This is a genomic window from Pseudomonas sp. SDO55104_S430 (genome assembly GCF_054070595.1).
This window is the reverse complement of record NZ_JBSVXG010000006.1, coordinates 1-18,839: the sequence shown is the minus strand read 5'-3', so window position 1 is coordinate 18,839 and position 18,839 is coordinate 1. Positions and strand designations below refer to the sequence as shown.

15 protein-coding genes and 1 pseudogene are annotated in these 18,839 nt (G+C 53.0%); 10 read left to right on the top strand and 6 right to left on the bottom strand.

The genetic code is table 11. The annotated features are described in order from the left end of the window. Nucleotides 1–124: 124 nt before the first annotated feature. Complete coding sequence (locus ACW9JE_RS01970) at nucleotides 125–511, bottom strand: nuclear transport factor 2 family protein (protein WP_457431697.1); 387 nt, start codon at nucleotides 509–511, stop codon at nucleotides 125–127. A 775-nt stretch (nucleotides 512–1,286) separates the two neighbouring features. On the opposite strand from ACW9JE_RS01970, the gene ACW9JE_RS01965 reads away from it, so the two are divergent. The 4 genes from ACW9JE_RS01965 to ACW9JE_RS01950 are packed head-to-tail and all read left to right on the top strand — an operon-like array spanning nucleotide 1,287 to nucleotide 6,142. Further along, nucleotides 1,287–2,723 carry a hypothetical protein gene (locus ACW9JE_RS01965; RefSeq protein WP_457431696.1) on the top strand — a complete coding sequence of 479 codons (1,437 nt, stop codon included), beginning with the start codon at nucleotides 1,287–1,289 and terminating at the stop codon, nucleotides 2,721–2,723. A gap of 12 nt (nucleotides 2,724–2,735) precedes the next feature. Further along, nucleotides 2,736–3,545, top strand: coding sequence for a hypothetical protein (locus ACW9JE_RS01960; RefSeq protein WP_457431695.1), 810 nt, complete (start codon nucleotides 2,736–2,738; stop codon nucleotides 3,543–3,545). Beyond that, complete coding sequence (locus ACW9JE_RS01955; RefSeq protein WP_457431694.1) at nucleotides 3,546–5,093, top strand: hypothetical protein; 1,548 nt, start codon at nucleotides 3,546–3,548, stop codon at nucleotides 5,091–5,093. Continuing rightward, nucleotides 5,093–6,142, top strand: a complete 1,050-nt coding sequence (locus tag ACW9JE_RS01950) for a hypothetical protein (protein ID WP_457431693.1) — start codon at nucleotides 5,093–5,095, stop codon at nucleotides 6,140–6,142. Before ACW9JE_RS01955 ends, ACW9JE_RS01950 begins: the two co-directional genes overlap by 1 nt. A 247-nt stretch (nucleotides 6,143–6,389) precedes the next feature. Here the strand turns inward: ACW9JE_RS01950 and ACW9JE_RS01945 are convergent, their stop codons facing one another. The 5 genes from ACW9JE_RS01945 to ACW9JE_RS01925 are packed head-to-tail and all read right to left on the bottom strand — an operon-like array spanning nucleotide 6,390 to nucleotide 14,037. After that, nucleotides 6,390–7,613, bottom strand: coding sequence for a hypothetical protein (locus tag ACW9JE_RS01945; RefSeq protein ID WP_457431692.1), 1,224 nt, complete (start codon nucleotides 7,611–7,613; stop codon nucleotides 6,390–6,392). A gap of 58 nt (nucleotides 7,614–7,671) precedes the next feature. Next, nucleotides 7,672–8,652, bottom strand: a complete 981-nt coding sequence (locus tag ACW9JE_RS01940; protein ID WP_457431691.1) for a hypothetical protein — start codon at nucleotides 8,650–8,652, stop codon at nucleotides 7,672–7,674. After that, a complete protein-coding gene (locus ACW9JE_RS01935) occupies nucleotides 8,649–10,937 on the bottom strand; it encodes a tyrosine-type recombinase/integrase (protein ID WP_457431690.1) in 2,289 nt (762 codons plus the stop codon). The genes ACW9JE_RS01940 and ACW9JE_RS01935 overlap by 4 nt, the downstream gene beginning before the upstream one ends. Continuing rightward, a complete protein-coding gene (locus ACW9JE_RS01930; protein ID WP_457431689.1) occupies nucleotides 10,934–13,138 on the bottom strand; it encodes a hypothetical protein in 2,205 nt (734 codons plus the stop codon). Before ACW9JE_RS01930 ends, ACW9JE_RS01935 begins: the two co-directional genes overlap by 4 nt. A gap of 8 nt (nucleotides 13,139–13,146) precedes the next feature. Further along, nucleotides 13,147–14,037 (bottom strand): deoxynucleotide monophosphate kinase family protein, encoded by an 891-nt coding sequence (locus ACW9JE_RS01925; RefSeq protein ID WP_457431688.1) that lies wholly within the window; start codon nucleotides 14,035–14,037, stop codon nucleotides 13,147–13,149. A gap of 120 nt (nucleotides 14,038–14,157) precedes the next feature. Between ACW9JE_RS01925 and ACW9JE_RS01920 the strand changes: the two are divergent. From ACW9JE_RS01920 to ACW9JE_RS01895, 6 genes and pseudogenes are all read left to right on the top strand, one after another. Further along, nucleotides 14,158–14,496 (top strand): annotated as a pseudogene (locus ACW9JE_RS01920) (dTMP kinase); the annotation flags it as partial. Beyond that, nucleotides 14,489–15,475, top strand: a complete 987-nt coding sequence (locus tag ACW9JE_RS01915) for a DNA polymerase III subunit delta' (protein WP_457431687.1) — start codon at nucleotides 14,489–14,491, stop codon at nucleotides 15,473–15,475. The pseudogene ACW9JE_RS01920 and the gene ACW9JE_RS01915, both read left to right, overlap by 8 nt. Nucleotides 15,476–15,517: 42 nt before the next feature. Beyond that, a complete protein-coding gene (locus ACW9JE_RS01910) occupies nucleotides 15,518–15,874 on the top strand; it encodes a PilZ domain-containing protein (protein ID WP_224539642.1) in 357 nt (118 codons plus the stop codon). Between the two features lie 14 nt (nucleotides 15,875–15,888). Next, complete coding sequence (locus ACW9JE_RS01905) at nucleotides 15,889–16,674, top strand: TatD family hydrolase (protein WP_457431686.1); 786 nt, start codon at nucleotides 15,889–15,891, stop codon at nucleotides 16,672–16,674. A 342-nt stretch (nucleotides 16,675–17,016) separates the two neighbouring features. Beyond that, nucleotides 17,017–17,655 carry a TetR/AcrR family transcriptional regulator gene (locus ACW9JE_RS01900; protein WP_175376089.1) on the top strand — a complete coding sequence of 213 codons (639 nt, stop codon included), beginning with the start codon at nucleotides 17,017–17,019 and terminating at the stop codon, nucleotides 17,653–17,655. Between the two features lie 138 nt (nucleotides 17,656–17,793). Continuing rightward, nucleotides 17,794–18,762 carry a GTP 3',8-cyclase MoaA gene (locus ACW9JE_RS01895; RefSeq protein WP_457431685.1) on the top strand — a complete coding sequence of 323 codons (969 nt, stop codon included), beginning with the start codon at nucleotides 17,794–17,796 and terminating at the stop codon, nucleotides 18,760–18,762. Nucleotides 18,763–18,839: the final 77 nt, after the last annotated feature.

The window sequence follows — 18,839 nt, the reverse complement described above, 5'->3', positions numbered from 1 at the left end:
ACTCCCTCAAGTTGCCAGCCTTTTCCAGTGGATTAGGATCTTCCTACCTAAGACACGGAGCTGGCTGACGTCTTGAGCCGGATGGAAGATGCAATCAATTCACTCACGCTACGCCGTCGCCTAGTCAGGCGTATCTTTGGAATATCTTCGAGATGATTTTCCACTGGCCATCAATTTTGAGCAGCGAAAGAAAGTCGTGGAAGCTCGCGCCCATGACGTCATTCTCCATGTCCACGCGGACAACAGCAGCCGTAGGGGCGATTGCCAAGATATCCAGACGACTGCGGGTGTCCGGTGAGGCACCCAGGGCGTTGAAGAAGCTCGCGAATACCGGAATAGCTGGGCCTTGAAGCAACTCATCGCCGCTGTAGCCCCACATTATCGCATCTTGATGAAAGGCCTTTTCAATTCCAGTGATGTCCCCTGAGCGATAGCCATCTATATAGGCTTGTGCTGCCTGTATCACAGCATCGTACTCAGCGGTTGCGATTGGTTTTACATGCGAAGTCATGATGGATCCTCGAAAGTCGTTTAGTGCGAGTGCAAACTTATGGGCTAGCAGAGCCAAGTACTGCGATCACGACAATGGTTGCTGTAACGGATGTTCGCCCCTAAGCGAAGGATTGATGCATCCTTACCAAGCGGTTCAGATTCCAATCTTCGATGCTCCCGAGCCATCCTGCTCAAGCCATTGCTGATTCGTCGTGCTCTACTGCGCCGACTACGAACGTATCCGGGCAAGCATTGCAGCCTTCGCTCATGTCGTTCGTGTCACCAACTTTACGTATGAGTCTGGGAAACGAAAACGACGTTTATCCCTCGTTTTAGGCCTCTGAAACGTCTTTTTTAGTCAACGAGGTACGCCACAAGGGCGGGGATGTTTGGAACGAAAGATGGGGACATTGCCGACTGTCATCACCGGCAATGCAAATCAATGGCGATGACCAATGCAACTGAACGGTCAAGTGGAGTGAGATTGCGCACGTTTTTGTAAATTGTTTTTGTAACGGTAAAATCTCGGTGCACCAACTTGCTTTTCCGTAAGTCCCAAGAAGACACGGCTAGTCTGTCCGTTAGTCTGCAAACCTCACTTTCCCGCTTGCCATGACGCTATAGCGCAGTCATGATTTCGCCACCTTGATGGCAGTTTGACACGCTTGTTGTTTACAGGCGGCGGCCTTCCTGAGCACCCTCAAAACGATAAAAACGGCAATTTATGCTGCGCAGCTCGCTCGCGCGTAAAAATGTCACGAGTCGTCGATGACCAACGAAAATGGATGTTTTCGATGCAATTTTTTAAAAGACTTTTTGCTTTTCTTGCTTCCCTTTTTTCAAGCCAGGAAACGGAGGGCAGCGAACCGCTCATTCCGAAAATCGACCCTGAAAAGCTCAAGAAAAAGCTCGATCTTAGAAAAATTGCCAGAGAGAACGGCGCAAAGGGCATTCCGCGAGCCGCGGATACTCAACTCACTGCGGCTGAGCATGCCGTGCGTGGGGAACTGGGTCGCATGCGTGAGCAAACGGTGAAATACGGAGAGCAACGTATCAAGCAGATTCAAAATCGCTTGGACTCGATCGATATTTCGCTGGAAATGAACCGGGCGATCGAGTTGGGAAACGAGTTCGTACGCGCCTCCGATCATCACCTTACGCGCGAGGACGGACGCCTGAAGGATTTTGCCGCTGACACGAAAACGAAGCTTCAGCTTCTCAACGATTTCCGTAGCGAAAATCGCCTCCCCAATATTCCTGCGAAATCCCCTAGCGGTGGCAGCAAGTTCTTTAAAGTGATGGTGGTGCTTGGCTGCTGTGTATTGGAGGGTGGACTCAACGCGACGTTTTTCGGCTCCGGCTTGGAGGGTGGTCTGCTGAGCGGCTTTTCGATGGCGTTCATGTTGTCGTTTTTTAACGTGTTCATCTGCTTCTTGGCGGGGCTGAGTTTCAGGAATAAAAACCATGTCAACGGTTCACGACGCATCTTGGGTTGGGCCTCGTTCGCTCTGGCATTGACCGTCATGCTGGGGCTGGGAGTGCTGATTTCCTATTTCCGCTATGTACTCACCATGTACGAGGACGGGAGTCATAACGCCTTTCCTCTGGTTTCGCAGAGCTTTCTCGCAGGTGTGTTCCCCATTCAGGATTTCGAGTCCTTGATTCTGTTCTTCGGGACAGTTTTGTTTGGATGTGTGGGGGTTTGGGAGGGTTACCGCTTCACAGATCGCTACCCAGGGTACGCCCCGGTATGGAGCCAATATGCTGAATCTCACCGCAACTACATCGAAGTGATTGAAGGCTTGCGAGATCGCCTGGAAATCGAGAAGGCCGAAATCCTGCAAAAAATCGACAGCGGCGTGCAGGACGCTGAAAAGGCGATCAAGGCCTTCAAGTTCAACATGAATCAGAAGTCGATCGTGAAAAAGCAGGTCACGGAGACGCTGGTCATGGCCGATGAAACCCTACAAAGCCTGACGCGGTATTACCAAAACGAGAACATGATGGCGCGTCCTGACGATGCTCCACCGCCAGAGTACTTTGATCATCCTGTGACATTTAGCCCTCTGGAGATGCCGGACTTCAGCGTGCAAAAGGATGAACTGCGATTGGACGCTCAGGAAAAGCAATTGCGCGAATTGGTAGCCAAGGTCGAGCCGATTCGGGCGATGGTCCAATCGTCCTTCAATCAACAATACAACCAGCTTCAGCCGTTACAGGACTTGGTGTAAGGGAGATCAGTGATGTCGGTTTATGCCAAGCGTGAAAGCAATGTGGGGAAATGGCTGCTAGGGGGGCTGATTGGTGTAGGTGTGGCCGCGGTGTTGGGTGGAATTCTCTACTACAAGATGAATCACGACACATTGGACAAGGAGACGCTTTGTCCGAGTAAGGGGCCTAAGGGCCAATATGTCGTGTTGATTGATAACACGTCGCCTTTTCCTTTTACTCAAAGGGCTGCGTTGTCCCAGCGCCTCCAGACGATGGTGTTGAACGACATACCTGAAGGACATTTGTTGTCCGTGTTTCTGCTGGGGGAAAGTTTTCAAAAAAACGAAAAACCCATTTTCGAGCGCTGCAACCCAGGCCAATGGCGCGACCGCAATCAGATCACCGCAACGAAGAAATTTGTTGATAGGGATTTCAACGACAAGTTTTCCAAGCCGCTCGATGCCGTTGTGCGTCAGATCTCGCTCGACGAACACAGCAAGCTGTCACCCATTTTCCAAATGCTCCAGTTGGTAGGGATCAACGGCTTTGATCATGCCAACGTACAAGGTGAGCGCAAGCTGGTCATTTACTCGGACATGTTGGCCAACATGCCTGACTTCTCAATGTACAAGAGCAAGCGACACAGCTACGCGGATTTTGCCAAGTCTCCTTATGGGCGCAACGCGCAGGCGCCAGGGTTAAGCGGAGCCATCGTGACCATTAATTTGTTGGCAAACGAGCAGAACGCTCCTCAAACCAATGAGCTTGCCAATTTCTGGGCTCAGTATTTCGAAGCCAACGGTGCGTCGGTTGAACAGATTGCCTCCATGGAGGGCTTGTAAATGGAACCCAACAATTTCGCGCATCGAGTAAAAACCTATTTTTTCGCTGCCTTGGTGATCAAGGCCGCGCTGGCCTACGCGAGCCTGGAACTGAAGGATCCCAAGTGGCTGGGCTTTGTGCTTCCGTTGTTGGTCATGGGTGGTTACTGGGTAGTTGGCTACCGCGTGAGACAGAAGTGGAACGCGCAACTCACGCTCGCTAAGTTTGCAGACTCTGTTTACTACTTGGGCTTCTTGTTCACTGTATTCAGCATCATCGTTTGCCTGATCGACATAAAATCCATCGGTGACGATCTCAATGGCATGGCGGCCCGTTTCGGCGTAGCGATGGTCAGTACTGCCATCGGTATGGCGGCGAGAGTTTTCCACACGGGCTTCAGGGTAGACACCAATGACGCCGTCAAAGGCGTCGAAGAACGTGCCGTCCAGTCGGCGGAAAGCCTGGCCATGTCTTTTGATGCCGCTAGCCAGCAACTTGAGGTTTTCCGGGATCAGGTAATGGCAGCTTCCAAAGAAGCTGTGCAAAGCGTTCACGAACAAATCACCGCTATCTCGCAACACAGCACCAATGCGATGGAAGCTTTTTTTGCCAACGCGACTCAGCAAAGCAACCATGCTTTTGAGCGCATTCTCAAGCAAGCCAACGATGCGAGCAGCGAACTGCTCATCACCATTAACGGTCTTCGTGAGAAGAGCGAACACACACTCGATCGCATGGAGACTCACGCTCTCGATTTCGGTAAAAAAGCTCAGGAGAGGCTCGATCAGACCTTGTTCCCGGACAACCTGTTCGCGCAGAAACTCAACCCTGCCATTGATACGCTCTCAGGAACCACCGATAGCCTCAACGAGGGCGTCACGACATTGGCTCTCGACGTCAAGACTGCCGCACGGATGGTGGGAACTGCGATTCGTAGTTTGAACACCAAAACTGAATCGATAGGACAGGCTGTGATGGCCGTGGGGTCGATCGTTGAAAGCCAGGAACGCCTGGTGGAGTCGATGAAGTCGCAGGGTTCTGACGTCATGGATCGAGTGGAACGCATCCAGAAGGACTACCTGGACTCGCTGGATGATCAGAGAGAAGACTTCCTGGAGGACATCAAGGCTAACCAACAGGTGTTCGCCAAGATTGTCGAAAAGCTTGAAGAGCTGCGAACAGTGGTCAGAGATGAGAGCGCTGTCGAGCGGATGACGCAAGAAGTAACAGGCGCGCTGACGACCATCAATCGTGCAGGCATCAAGAGTAACGAGGCCTTTGCCGACAACCTGCGCTCGACGCTGGTGCCGTTGGTGGAGGCGGTCGCTGCCAGTAATGACGCGCATAAGTCTCTGGTCGCCAGTGTTGAGTCGAGTCACCGCAGCATCGAAACGGCTAACTCTCATTTAATGAATGAGCTGATGGGCAAGATCGATCTCATCAGCACATCTCAAGAGCGTTCGTTGGCAGCCTACGAAGAGGTTTCTGGCTCATCACTTGAATCAATGCCTGATGCGACCTTGGTGGTTGACAGCAGCGTGACTACGACCGATGTGAGAACCGCCTGATGAGCTCGAAAAGTGATCAGGTGTTCCAGCTGTCGCTCACCGAAATCTGGATCATTCTGTGTTTCATTTTGCTGCTGTTGATGGGCTACAAGGTGTGGCAGCTCACCCATAAGAATAACGAGATGGAGAGCAGAATCTCGGCCTATCAAAATTTCGATGAGCGTGAACAGGCCATCAAGCATGCGAGCGATGAGCTCAAGACACGCTTGACGTCCCTGCGAGTGAAAAATCCGGACGAGATCATTTCGAAGCTCGTCGACGCATCGAAAGCCAAAGAGGAAGCTGGCCGTCTCAAGGTGCTGCTGACGCAGAAAGATGAGCAGCTTACAGCGCTGGCAGCGATCGATAAGGCTCTGCAGGAAGCCGGAAGTAACAACAAGGGTGAGGACGCCAAGCGCCTGATCCTTGAAACGATGATGTCCTTTGACCAGCTCAAGAAACTGGTGGTCAAGCCTGAGGAAGAAAAGGACGCTCAGCCCACGGACGTTATCAAGCGAATAGGCGCTCTCCAGGCAACCGAGCAGTTGTTGAAGACGGCATTGGGACAAGAGGGCATCCCGACATCGGAACAGGTTTCAGACATCGTGAAGAATGCTGAAGCTTATGCTCAGGCTGAGAAGCAGGGAGCAAATCCTGCAACGTTGCAGAAGACCAATAGTGATTTGAAAGGACAGGTTCAATTTCTGCAGAACAAGCTGAACAAAGGTAAGGGGGGAGATCTCCCACCTTGCTGGGCGAATGAGGCAGGTAAGGCCGAAATGTTTCTCACGGTCTACTTGAAGGACGACTCGCTGAGCTTCGAGCCAGCGTGGCCACCGTCCCGTCAAGCAGATGCCGAAGCGCTTCCCAATTTCTCCGCGCTAATGGCGAACACCACTCGATCATATGAAGATTTTCTTCAAGCTGCTCGCCCCATTTCCGACTTGGCGAACCAGCGTGAATGCAAATTCTATGTACGGTTGGCAAGTCAGATTCAGGGGGCGGTCATGTCCGACCGACGTCGCTTGATGATAGAAACGTTGTTCTACAAGGTTGAAGTCAGGCGTTAATCACGTCATGACATCAACAGCTTTGGCGCTCGCAGATAAGCCCGATGAGTCCCTGAGCGTGAGCCGGCGGTGATCGATTTTGCCGGCTACCGTGAGGAAGTTGAGTGAACGATGCTGCGGGTCTATACGACATGGATTTGCCAAACAATCGGTTGAGGTTTCGAGCGGTCAGCGTTTGGCAGGCGTCAGGATGTAACTGCAGGTGGCGACGCTACAACGATGTATCGTCGCCTGAAAAGCTCATGCCTCACCCAAACTCCTGGATTTGAGTGTGAATATTGAAGTCTTCGCTGATCATTTCAAAAACATACCCCTGTTTGGACATGATTAAAACCCTCGCCACATTCAGATAGTGTTTGTAGGTCGTGGTAATCTTCGAGTGCCCCATTTGATTCATGATCGCTTGACCAAGGGCACGATCGAGAACGTCTGCGGCTTCGGTGAGCAGCTTGTCTCCGTGATGTTGAATCACCATCATTGTTGGCCACCAATGTCGAGCTTGGTAGAAATCATTGAGCATTGAAAAATTCGGATTCTTGGCGTACGCCAGTTTTTTCGCATAGGTAGTAGCGTCGGAGATTTTTTTGGGTGTTACCGGTTCTCCATCAGCGGTAAGAAACAGGATGGAAGGTGGACAAGCTTTACCAAATTTTTCTTTGTACTTTTTTCGGCGTTGGGGGTATTCATTTTTCGTATAACTTTGCTCAATGTCATCTAACGCGTAAGCGGGAATAATCACATTGCGTAGCTTGTTACCTTTACCGATGGCTTGATAAGCAAATTTTTTCTCGTCCTTCGGCATCTGTGAGCGCGGCAGGATATGTTTGTTTTTGCCTTTTCCCAGATATGGAAAATTGCAGAGCTCAATGGGGCGCAAGGCAGTGGCAAGTCCTAGGCAGAACAGCGTTGCGTAAACACTGTCTGGGTAAGACTCCAGCAGCAGTTTTATCTCCCAGTCGGTTATGAGCGGGTTTTGAGTATGCTGACGTGATTCGCGATCAAGAACTCGAATGGCGTCACTGTTGATGCGAACGCCAGCTTTTCTCTTGATGTAGTTGAGCATCCTGTCGCTCTTTACGTTCAGAACCCACGTTTCTTTCTTGATATTGACATTGCACGTGAAGGGGGACTCGACAACCCATGCAAAGAAATTTCGAACGATCAATGCATCGTCAAAAATCGTTGCTGAGGAAGGACTTGGGGATTGTTTTCTCACCCGCTCTGTATGCCGCGCGACCTGCCACTGTTTGATGTGAAGATTGCGAACAATGGTGTGATAATCTCCAGGTGCCAAGGACTTGAAGACTTTTTGAGTCCCTAGAAATCGGTAGAACTTGGAGATGACTGTGGCATAGCGTTTTGATGTTTGTATCGATGAGCGAGTCTTTTCATAAAGATACAGATTTGGGACGGAAAGCAGAATGTTCTGTTTTTTGTAGTCAGCAATCAGAATGTAATGTTGCACGGGCATTTCTAGAGTCGTGCTGTGGTAAGACAAGCTTTTGCATTGGATATTCGACATCTCAACCTCAGCGCACGCGGTAGATATGAACTTCGTCAAAACCCCAGGTTATCTGAGGGGTGGAAGCCTTGTCAGCATCGGTAAACTCCTCCAGAGGAACGCCGCGGAACATGAATTTACGGTTTGCCGCCGCGATGGCTTCTGATTGCACATAAGGAACATGAATGGAAATGCGCGATACTGTCTTCAGGTCGTTAAGCAGAAGTCCAATGTCTGTTTTCTCGAACATGGGCAAGCGCATCGAAATCACGAGCTTATCAAACTTCGCACTTAGCGAATGGGTAAAGTCCTCGAAGGATGAAATATAACGCTCCTGAAACAAATGCATCTCTATGCTTTCATGATCAGGAAGCTTTTTTATTGTGTTTACGATGTTTTGGATTTCGGCTTCTTTGTTGTCTTCAAACGTGTCGAAGTCCTGAGTTTTCTGATATTCGGTCTGCGCTTTGGTAAGATCCAAAGGGAATACAAGGAAATTTTTTTGACTCTTGACAGATCTCTGTTCATGGGTAAGTTCGGATGAAGCGTCCACAATATGACCGCGGGCTACTTTAAGCTCCATCTGTGTCAGTTGACGCTTGAGCATCTCATTATGCTGGCTCTGTTTTACGAGTAATGTGCTGACCTCGTTAGCCTCAAATGCGAAGATGTCATTACACATCAAGGAGGTGACGTGCTTGTTGACCGCCTGCTCAATATCTTTTTGATGTTGAATCTTCAGCAGCCGAATTTCTTCGCGGAGCTCATCAACCTCACTTTCGCGCTTCGCAATGAAATCCTTGGCTGTCGTCGGGTTATCGGCAAGCAGTTGCGCTATCGATTGTCCCTGACAGTAAGGTTTTAGGTCGCTGTAATAGCGGTTAAAAGCTTGGCGTGTGATGCCCGCTCGCATCGAGAGTTCAGCGATTCCAAGCTTGATCAAGCCATTTTCCAGTTGGTGTTGCTTGAGCAACTCAACGAGTAGGCTGCGAGTATCTGGCGGGCTCATGCGACGACCTTCGATGGAATGATATGTACCCCGGTACGCTCAAGGTTTTCCAGGTGCTTGGCGTTGCCCGCTATCTTTTGCCGAATCATTTTCTTGGCCCGTTCACTCAACGTGTCAGCCGACTGTTCCAGCAGGTTGGTGTAGAACGTTTTGTTGTCCTGCAAAGCTGATTTGGCACTCTCTACCAGAATGATATGTGGGCATTGGTTGTCGCAGTGTCTGTGGTTGGGCAGGGCATTGCTCACCGGGCCTGGCAGATGCGACAGGCAGGGAGGCAGATCTGGAGACGAATAGGTCTGGGTGCTGACGCAGAATGTACCCATGGCTGTCCGATGGATGAACAGTGGCTCTCCGGACGACAAAAGATGGGACACATATTCGAAAACGGTGACCTTCAGCTGCTTACCTGTAAACGCATTCGGCCGCGCTTGGATACGCTCTATCAACCGTTCGGCAACTGGGCCTGAGGATGTTCCTTTCTGTACGGCTCTGACGATCTCCGAAAACTCGACGGTAAAATTTTGCTCAATCGCAAGCGCAACACTTCGCACCAAAAATGGATTGCGACCAATATATTTGAGCGTCATCGCATAACTTTTGTGGCCAAAAAGATGACGGATGAGATCGATATTTCGCTCGCTCCTATTGATTAAAATCTCTGCAATGGTTTTGCGGAAGCGGTGGCAGTGAATACGGTCGACACCTGTGGCCTCGCTCAGCTCTCTGTTGATGGCTTGCAACACTTTAGTGCCGGGCTTGTTGAGTGCCTTACGGCTTTTATTCGATTGGAAAATAAAGTCTTGGGCCTTGAGCGTGTAAACCGAACGAAGGTGCTTGAGCTCATCAACTTTCTGACCGATGAACTGCGGGATGGGCAAGTACGCTACTTCGCCTGCGTTGGGGTCAGCAGCAGTTTTGTAGCGAATCGCCCGCAACGTATAGTTTCCATCACCATCCATGATGAGATTGCTGAATTTCAAGTCGCGCAATTCGCTGGCGCGAAGACCGGTGATCAAGGCAAGCAGCACGTAAACTGCGTTTCTTACATGGTCGACACTTACCGCATAAGACTGAAGCCAGCTGTAGACGTATTGTTCGTTCGTGCCGTATTGGTATTCATAGAATTTCTTCGATACAGACAGTACATTCACACCGTCCAGCTCGATGTTCAGGGCGTCCTCCAGCTCCAGGTCTGCCTCGTACCTGACCACCGCACACTTGCTTGTGACATCCAGTTTTTTCCGCTTAACGTAGTCGACTACCTGGAGAAGTCGTGGTAACGCTTTCTCCGTCCAGAACAAAGCGTACTTGACCAGTTTTCCAAGATCTTCCTCCGAGAATGGCTTCCAGGTGCCCATGTGGCCTGTGAAATGGGCAATAACGTCCTTGCGGCGCTCGACAGTGTCTATCTTCAACATGTTTAGCTGGAGCTCAAGACCTGCGGGCATCAAGCCCTGAGTGCTGAGAGAGTTCCAAAAGCGCAGCATGTAGAACAGTGAATGGTAATGGCGTGGACTGCCCTCGGTGTTTTTTGCCTCATCCAGCGCCTTGTTGACCATGCGGTGATTGATCAGCTGAATTGACTCAGGAGAGCCATCCAGAAAGTTCGGCTTCATCAAGTATCGATCAAGAATGGTGAACATACTTGAGTGAGAATACGTCGTGCCGTAGCTACGGACTCCCCCAAACGGCGCAAACTCGGGGATCTGGTGGAAGGAGATGGCCTTCCTGAGCGCCATCATCGGTGCGGGCATGTCCTCGAAGTTGATTCGACGCGCTGAGCCGTATTGGTTGACGAACAACGTCCATTCGTTGTCGCCGTATGTCGAATAGGGCGAGACCGGAAAATTGCCTTCCGGGAACAGCTTCAGCTTCTTACCGAGCGTGCTCAACGTTTGCTTGAGTTCGCCTCCGGTTTCTTCTAAAAGAGCCGCAAGCTCTTCTTCAGCGACCTCCTCAATTGCGCTCTTGAGTTCGCTTTCGAGCTCATCCTCAAGCTCGTCTTCCATTTCGTCTTCTTCGTCGATGTTGTCACTGTCGAGATCATCATTTCCATTCTCTTCCTTGGTGGAGCGCCCCCGTTTCGCTTTAGGCTTGCGTGCTTTCTCTGTCTCAATCTCTGTCGTGTGTCCTGACTCCGATTGAGCTTGCTCCAGACGCTCTTGGCATGCCTGAGCGAGAGCCTCAGCCATCAGATCGGCTTCAGTCTGGGCGCAGTGGAAAGGCTCGACAGACTGATCAGTCTGGCAGGTCGGGTCAGGCTGAGGCTTCTTATTGTTTTTCATTCCATGTCCTCTTCTTCAAAGATGAGTTGCAGAAAATCCAGGTCGTGCGGGAGGAGGGGGGCATTGCGACGCTGGTATCGGGACGCTGCTTTCAAGGCGTCTGGGTCTTCCCAGTTGTCCAGAATGGATTCGATGATGCCTAGCTCGGTATCCAGGGAGTCGCTGTACTCGGATTCGCCTTGAGGGCGATCCTCAATGAGTTCTTGCACATGGATTCTGCGTTGCATCAGGTATGGCAAGGAGTCGTCGTACAGATTGCATTGCTGGCAATACATGCAGTGACGGATCGAGTAACAGCGTTCGCCTTGTTTGACATGGCTCCGCGCCCCATACCACGTCGGCTTCAATTGATTGCTGCAGGACCACATTGGTCGCTCTTGACCGGGAATGTGAAAAATCTTCATAGGCAAATCAATGGGCTGCTCAATGTGCTTGCCCACCAAACCTTGATACTGACCAGTGAGTAGGAGCTGGGTGATCGCCTCCAGCTCCGATCGCAGTCGTTCCTCACGCTCAGCAATGGCTTCGGACGAGTTCAGGTAGTGAACGTCCGTGACGATGGTATCGGCGTGCGACAGCTGCATCGCAATCAGGCCGAGCCCCGCGCTAACGGCCTTCTTCTTATGCATGGCCCACGTGGGACGTAAGCGTTTGGTGATCTCCTTGGCCGAGGCAAGTGGTGCACCCTTCTCAATGATTGGATAGCGCTTGAAGAAGTCTTTCACTCCTCGCAAAAAAGCCTTGTTATTGGTGGCCGAGGAATGGCGTCCTCCTTTGCTCGCCCAGGAACCGTAAAAGCGCAAGCAAAGAAACAGGGGGCTGTAGATAAGATGCTCTTGACCCAGTGGGATCACGTCAAATGCATAGCCTTTCAACGGTTCAGACAGTGCGTCTGCAAGCTTAATCAGGTTATAGCTTGAGTAGCAGTCATCCTTGTTACTGATCGCCGGTATGGTCTTGGGTGCGTAATAGGGTTTGCCATGTCCTTGCGCGCGGTTCTTTTCTGACTGGATAATCACTTGGCTTTCGGACATGGCTCCGGTGAGGGGGTGCTCAAAGTTGTCCGCATCAGTCGCAAGTACAGTCTCCTTGTTCCAGTTACTTTGAAGCATGATGAACATGATGATGACTGACATATCCATCATTGATGGAAAGTACAGCTCAAGCATGTCGTCCCATGGTTTCACGGGATGACGGATCAGTTCCTTGGCGCCCAGCCGGTTCCAGCGGAACAACATCAATTGGACGATATTGACGCAATCAGTTCTCGAGAGAAGGTAAGTGGACGAATACGTAGACGATAACGCTTCAAGCGGCACGTCCATCGGGTAGCCGTTGACCAGCATCGTTTTCAGAGCGCGGGCATCGTCGGGATTCCAGTGCCACAGGCTCTTGTCGAAGGGATCTCTGGCTTGCGCAAAGTGATAACAAGTGGGTCGGTTATTGAAAATGTCCTTGAAGCGCGCGAGGCGATTCGGGTCTTCAGCGAGCGCTCGAAGCTCCGGGTCCGTAGAATGCTTCAGCTTGAATGTCACATTCCTCGTAGTTAGCTTCTGTTTGCGATCGACCCGGTCCTGAGCCCAGAGAAAAATGTACTCGCGCGAATAAGGTGCGCAGTACTCGTCGAGGACTTCTTCCATCGTATACGGCTTGGCGTCCTCAACAATTTTGCGAAACTCAAGCTTGGCGTACAGCTTGTCGATATGTGCTTTCAGCGCATCTGATAATTGTAGGTAGGTGTTGCCGACAATAGGCTCGGTCGGTTTCTTTGGCGTGCGTCGGGACATCTCCGGCAACATCAAGTCATGAATCAGATCCGATCGCTTTGCGACGTAGGCAATGGCTGACTTGAGCGTTGCTGCAATATCTCGGGGTTTATTAATTTGCCGAAGAAAACTATCGAATTGGTTGAATACCTCACCGGAAATATCAGTCAAGTATTTAAGGTGCAGTGGTTCGGGGTTTCGGGCGTTATGCACGACAGCGAAATCAAAGAACAGGGTGATTGATTGCCGCACGCCATAGGCAGAGATCCGCCGATGTTCTTCAGCATATTTTACGAAAACCAAATGCAATGCAGCGCAAAGCGCAGATTTATCATCCCAGAATGCATGGCCTTGGTAATCACAGGGTACGGGTTGGGAGTCCGTAGTGGGAGCCAGCGGGTAGGGGCTCTCAGTGACAGGGACAAAAATTGGCACAGTAACTCCTAGCTTCTAGAGCCTTTATTGTTGTTTTGTGAGTCGATCTTTCGGATCAATTTGTCCCAGGCACTTTCGACCGAGTGTTTGTACTCGGCGAGAGATCCATTATTTTCGATGACGATATCGTCCTCGGCTATTTCGATGCCCGCTTCAGAAGAGTGTTGTTTTACTTGTTCTAGGTTATGGCGAACGACGTGCCAGATTTCACCGTTGAGATTGCGAATGTATTCAGCCTCGTTCTCGAAGCGAATATCCTTGATGATGATGACTTCTTTGTTCTCAAGATCCAGCTTGGGTGCACTGATGTTCTTGCCCTGTTGGATCTTCTCTTGATCCGCTTTACCTTGTTGTTTCTTGCTGATTTCTACGTGGCCGGTTCTCTGTGCCTCGAAGTGAGGAAAGTCGCGCAAAGTCAGTTTCTTGACCAGCTCAATCATCGCGCCGACGGACATGCTCCAGAAGGCGTCCTCTACATCTCTTTGAGCAATGTCCCATACTTGGCTGTCGGACAAGCCAAAGAACGCTTGAGCTGCCTGGATGAAGGGGGCCTCAGGGTCTGTGGCCTGTTGAACGGACAGAGGGGAGGGAGGGAGCACATCTCCATTGATCTCGCGATCGGCACGCTTAAGCCAATGCAACGAATCATGAGCTCGCATCCATTCAGTACCGACGAGCTGGAAGAATTCGCGCGGCGAAAGACCCCATGCGGTTAGCGTTTTCTCTTTTGCTGTATCATCCCAAGTCTGTTCGGGTGTCAGAGCGAACAAGGCTTTGCAGCCAGCCTTCAGAGGATCAGCCAGCGCGTAGGCAGCGACTTGTGGATGTGCGAGGAGTATGGCGGCTGCCGTGTCCTTGCCGGAGCGAGCCTTTGCTGCTAGACCAAGGATTTTTTTCATCGGGCCATACCTCCTCTAACCGGTCTGAGAACCGGGGATTTGCTGGGTTTTTGGGGGTTTACATTTCTAATCATTCCGAACTATACCATGACGTTTACATTCTGTGATGTTCCGAAACAAGATTCCACGTACGCCTATCAGGGTGGCGGTCGCGGCCTGTCTCTGGAGCGCATCGCCTCGCTGGAATCCTTCGTCCAGGGCGATCTGCGCCCGGGCGTGACACTGATTTTCGATCTGCCAGTGGAAGTGGGGATGGCCCGCGCCAGTGCCCGCGGACGCCTGGATCGATTCGAACTTGAAGGCCGGACCTTTTTCGATGCCGTGCGCAGTGCGTTCCTCAAGCGCGCTGAAGCCGATCCGGCGCGTTATGTGCTGATCGATGCCGCGCAGCCGCTGGCGCAGGTTCAGCAGTCGCTGGATGCCTTGTTGCCGCGTCTGCTGGAGTTGGCCCGTGGCTGAAGCCTATCCTTGGCAGGACAGCCTCTGGCAGCAATTTGCCGGACGTACGCAGCATGCCCATGCCTATCTGCTGCATGGTCCGGCCGGGATCGGCAAGCGTACGCTGGCCGAACGCCTGATGGCCAGCCTGCTGTGTCAGCGCCCGACTGCGCAGGGCGCCTGTGGCGAATGCAAATCCTGCCTGCTGCTCAAGGCCGGCAGTCACCCCGATAATTACATTCTGGAACCGGAAGAGGCGGACAAGGCGATCAAGGTCGACCAGGTCCGGGATCTGGTCAGCTTCGTGGTGCAGACCGCGCAACTGGGCGGGCGCAAGGTGGTGCTCATCGAGCCGGTGGAGTCGATGAACATCAACGCCGCCAACGCCTTGCTCAAAAGCCTGGAAGAACCTTCCGGCGACACGGTGCTGCTGCTGGTCAGTCACCAGCCGAGCCGGCTGCTGCCGACCATCAAGAGCCGTTGCGTGCAGCAGGCCTGCCCGCTGCCGAGCGAAGCAGCGAGTCTGGCCTGGCTTGCCAATGCTCTGCCGGACTGCACGGAAGAAGAGCGCGGCGAATTGCTCACCCTGGCTGCGGGTTCGCCGCTGGCTGCCGCTAACCTCCATGCCCAGGGTGTGCGCGAACAGCGGGCACAGGTGGTCGATGGGGTGAAGAAGCTGCTCAAACAGCAACAGTCGCCGACGCAACTGGCCGAAGGCTGGAACGCGATCCCGCTGTTGCTGCTGTTCGACTGGTTCTGCGACTGGTCGAATCTGATCCTGCGCTATCAGCTGACCCAGGACGAAGAAGGACTGGGGCTGATGGACATGCGCAAGGTCGTGCAATACCTGGCGCAGAAAACCGCCCAGGACAAAGTCCTGAATATTCAGGACTGGATCCTCGCCCAGCGGCAGAAAGTCTTGAGCAAGGCCAACCTCAATCGGGTGTTGTTGCTGGAGGCGCTGCTGGTGCAATGGGCGTCGTTGCCTGGCCAGAGGTGAGTGTCTGCGCCTAGACTCTGAGTATCAGCAGTGGAGGTCAGCATGAATGAATCAGTCAGTCCGGGCCCGCGCAACGGCATTTTGTCCCTGAGCATCAAGGACAAGTCCGTGCTTTACGCGGCCTACATGCCGTTCATCAAGAATGGCGGCCTGTTTATCCCGACCAACAAGAGCTACAAGTTGGGCGATGAGGTATTCATGCTGCTGCACCTGTTCGACGAGCCGGAAAAGATCCCCGTGGCCGGAAAGGTCAGTTGGGTCACCCCGAAGGGCGCCCAAGGCAATCGCGCCGCCGGGGTCGGCGTACAGTTCAATGACGGCGACAACACCGCGCGCAGTCGAATCGAAACCCATCTGGCCGGAGCCCTGAAGTCCGACCGTCCCACTCATACGATGTAAGTTGCCGTCCCTTTATGCTTGTAGATTCCCATTGCCACCTCGATCGCCTCGACCTTGCCGCCCATGACGGCTCCCTGGATGCCGCACTCGATGCGGCCCGCCAGCGGGGCGTGGGGCACTTCCTGTGCATTGGTGTCAGCGCGGACAACGCCGCCGACGTCAAGGCCCTGGCCGAGCGCTACGACGATGTCGATTGTTCGGTCGGCGTGCACCCGCTGGACGTGCAGCCGGGCGCGGCGCCCGCGCTGGACTGGTTGCTGCACGAGCTCAATCACCCGCGTGTGGTCGCCATTGGCGAAACCGGCCTGGACTATCACTACGAGCCGGAAGCGGCCGAATTGCAGCAGCAATCGTTCAGGCTGCACCTGCAGGCCGCGCAGCAGACCGGCAAGCCGGTGATCATCCACACCCGTGGCGCCCGCGAAGATACCTTGAACCTGTTGCGTGAAGCGGCGCTGCCCCAGGCGGGCGTGCTGCACTGCTTCACCGAAGACTGGGAGATGGCCAGGGAAGCGTTGGACATGGGTTATTACATTTCCCTGTCGGGCATTGTCACATTCCGCAATGCCGACGCGCTGCGCGATGTAGCGAGCAAGGTCCCAGCAGATCGTTTGCTGGTGGAAACCGACTCGCCGTATCTGGCGCCGATCCCTCATCGGGGCAAGCCGAACCTGCCGCAGTACGTTCGGGAAGTAGCGGAATTTCTGGCAATGTTGCGAGGTGAGCCTTTCGAGCGATTTGCCGAGCAGACCACCGAGAATTTCAAGCGTCTTTTCCCGCTGGCCCACGTGAAAGGTTAAATCGCAGGCAAAAAAAACCCGGGTTCTGGGGGGTGAATCCGGGTTAAGACCATTAGGAGTAAAACAATGGTACGCGGTCCGTTGGTACCAATATCGGCGTGACACTTGGGGGAGATGTTCCGCCGACAGTTCAAGTATTGATCAGTATTTCAGTCAGTCCAGTTTGTCCGTCGCGGTTTTTAAACAAATTTGGAATACATGCGCTTCAGAAGAGTTCTCATCAACTGGAGGCCTTGCGCGAAATACTCGAGAAACACAGTTATGGTCGGATGATCCGTGCATTTTTGCGTAATTTAGGCATAATACGCGGCTTCGAATTTTGACCCCTACAGACCTTTTCTTATGCACAAAGAACCTCGTAAGGTCCGTGAGTTTCGTCGCCGCGAGCAAGAAATTCTCGATACCGCGCTCAAGCTGTTCCTCGAACAAGGTGAAGACAGTGTCACCGTCGAGATGATTGCTGATGCCGTCGGTATCGGCAAAGGCACGATCTACAAGCACTTCAAGTCCAAGGCCGAGATCTATCTGCGCCTGATGCTCGACTACGAGCGCGATTTGAACGAGCTGCTGCATTCGGCCGACGTCGACAAGGACAAGGAAGCCCTGTCCCGCGCCTATTTCGAATTCCGCATGCGCGATCCGCAGCGTTATCGCCTGTTCGATCGCCTGGAAGAGAAGGTGGTCAAGGGCAACCAGGTGCCGGAGATGATCGAGGAGCTGCACAAGATCCGCGCCTCGAACTTCGAACGCCTGACTCTGCTGATCAAGGGTCGGATCAGCGAAGGCAAGCTTGAAGACGTTCCGCCTTATTTCCACTACTGCGCATCCTGGGCGCTGGTGCACGGCGCCGTGGCGCTGTATCACTCGCCGTTCTGGAGCAACGTGCTGGAAGACCAGGAAGGCTTCTTCCAGTTCCTGATGGATATCGGCGTGCGCATGGGCAACAAGCGCAAGCGCGATACCGACACGTCGAGCAGCTAAGACATTCAGTTGCCTGATTGCGCCATGATTTTGCTATTTGGTGCAGTGCCGCGGGAATATACTCAGGCGTAGGACTTGCTAAAACTTGAATTGTGAGTCAAGTTTTGCCGGTCCGAATCTTCTTTCGCCGGAGTGACCATGATCGTTGACCGTCAAGGCAGGCGTTTTCGCAATTTGCGGGTCAGCCTGACCTCAGCCTGCAACTATGCCTGTACCTATTGCGTGCCCAACGGCAAGCGGCTGGTGGCTGCGCAGGATGAATTGTCGGCCGAGGCCATGGCACGCGGTGTCGCCTATCTGATCGAGGCCGCGGGCATCGAGCGTTTGCGCATCACCGGCGGCGAGCCGCTGGTCAGTCCCAAGCTCGAAACATTCATGACCGCAGTCGGGCAGATGGGGCTTGAAGACATCAGCCTGACCACCAACGGTCAACTGCTGGCGAAAAAGCTGCCGTTGCTGGTCAATGCCGGCATCCGCCGTATCAACGTTTCCCTCGATACCCTCGACCCTGGCGCGTTCCGTAGCATTGCCCGTGGCGGTGATCTGGCGACCGTGCTCGACGGCATGGAACAGGCCCGCGTGGCCGGCATGAAGATCAAGGTCAACATGGTTCCGCTGCGCGGCCAGAACCTCGATCAGGTGATGCCGTTGCTGGATTACTGCCTGGAGCGTGGTTACGAGCTGCGTTTCATCGAGCTGATGCGCATGGGCCATCTGGCCAGCGACTCCAACACCTTCCTGCAGCAGTTCGTCAGTCTTCAACAGCTGCTGAGCCTGATTGGCGAACGTTATGAGTATCTGCAGGCCAATGCGCCGGTGGATGCCACGGCGGTGCGTTATCAGATTCCGGGGTTGGGGCACTTTGGTGTGATCGCCAACGAAAGCGTGCCGTTCTGCCGTACCTGTTCACGGCTGCGACTGTCTTCCACGGGTTGGCTGCATGGCTGCCTGTCGTCGAGCAATCGCCACTATGTCGGCGATCTGCTGGACAAGCCACGTCATCAGGCATTGCCGGCCTTGCAGCGCCTGTTGGTCAAGGCCTTGGGTGACAAGCAGGAAGTGGCGTTTTCCGGTGGTGCGACCGTGATGAAAATCATCGGCGGCTGAACAGACCTCTTCGCGGGCAAGCCTCGCTCCTACAGGATTTGCATTCGCGGGCAAGCCTCGCTCCTACAGGATTTGTA

Excerpts from the sequence above, each read along its gene's own strand:
- ACW9JE_RS01970 (WP_457431697.1), bottom strand. The coding sequence starts at position 511 with ATGACTTCGCATGTAAAACCAATCGCAACCGCTGAGTACGATGCTGTG.
- ACW9JE_RS01965 (WP_457431696.1), top strand. The coding sequence starts at position 1,287 with ATGCAATTTTTTAAAAGACTTTTTGCTTTTCTTGCTTCCCTTTTTTCA.
- ACW9JE_RS01960 (WP_457431695.1), top strand. The coding sequence starts at position 2,736 with ATGTCGGTTTATGCCAAGCGTGAAAGCAATGTGGGGAAATGGCTGCTA.
- ACW9JE_RS01955 (WP_457431694.1), top strand. The coding sequence starts at position 3,546 with ATGGAACCCAACAATTTCGCGCATCGAGTAAAAACCTATTTTTTCGCT.
- ACW9JE_RS01950 (WP_457431693.1), top strand. The coding sequence starts at position 5,093 with ATGAGCTCGAAAAGTGATCAGGTGTTCCAGCTGTCGCTCACCGAAATC.
- ACW9JE_RS01945 (WP_457431692.1), bottom strand. The coding sequence starts at position 7,613 with ATGCCCGTGCAACATTACATTCTGATTGCTGACTACAAAAAACAGAAC.
- ACW9JE_RS01940 (WP_457431691.1), bottom strand. The coding sequence starts at position 8,652 with ATGAGCCCGCCAGATACTCGCAGCCTACTCGTTGAGTTGCTCAAGCAA.
- ACW9JE_RS01935 (WP_457431690.1), bottom strand. The coding sequence starts at position 10,937 with ATGAAAAACAATAAGAAGCCTCAGCCTGACCCGACCTGCCAGACTGAT.
- ACW9JE_RS01925 (WP_457431688.1), bottom strand. The coding sequence starts at position 14,037 with ATGAAAAAAATCCTTGGTCTAGCAGCAAAGGCTCGCTCCGGCAAGGAC.
- ACW9JE_RS01910 (WP_224539642.1), top strand. The coding sequence starts at position 15,518 with ATGAATGAATCAGTCAGTCCGGGCCCGCGCAACGGCATTTTGTCCCTG.
- ACW9JE_RS01905 (WP_457431686.1), top strand. The coding sequence starts at position 15,889 with ATGCTTGTAGATTCCCATTGCCACCTCGATCGCCTCGACCTTGCCGCC.
- ACW9JE_RS01900 (WP_175376089.1), top strand. The coding sequence starts at position 17,017 with ATGCACAAAGAACCTCGTAAGGTCCGTGAGTTTCGTCGCCGCGAGCAA.
- ACW9JE_RS01895 (WP_457431685.1), top strand. The coding sequence starts at position 17,794 with ATGATCGTTGACCGTCAAGGCAGGCGTTTTCGCAATTTGCGGGTCAGC.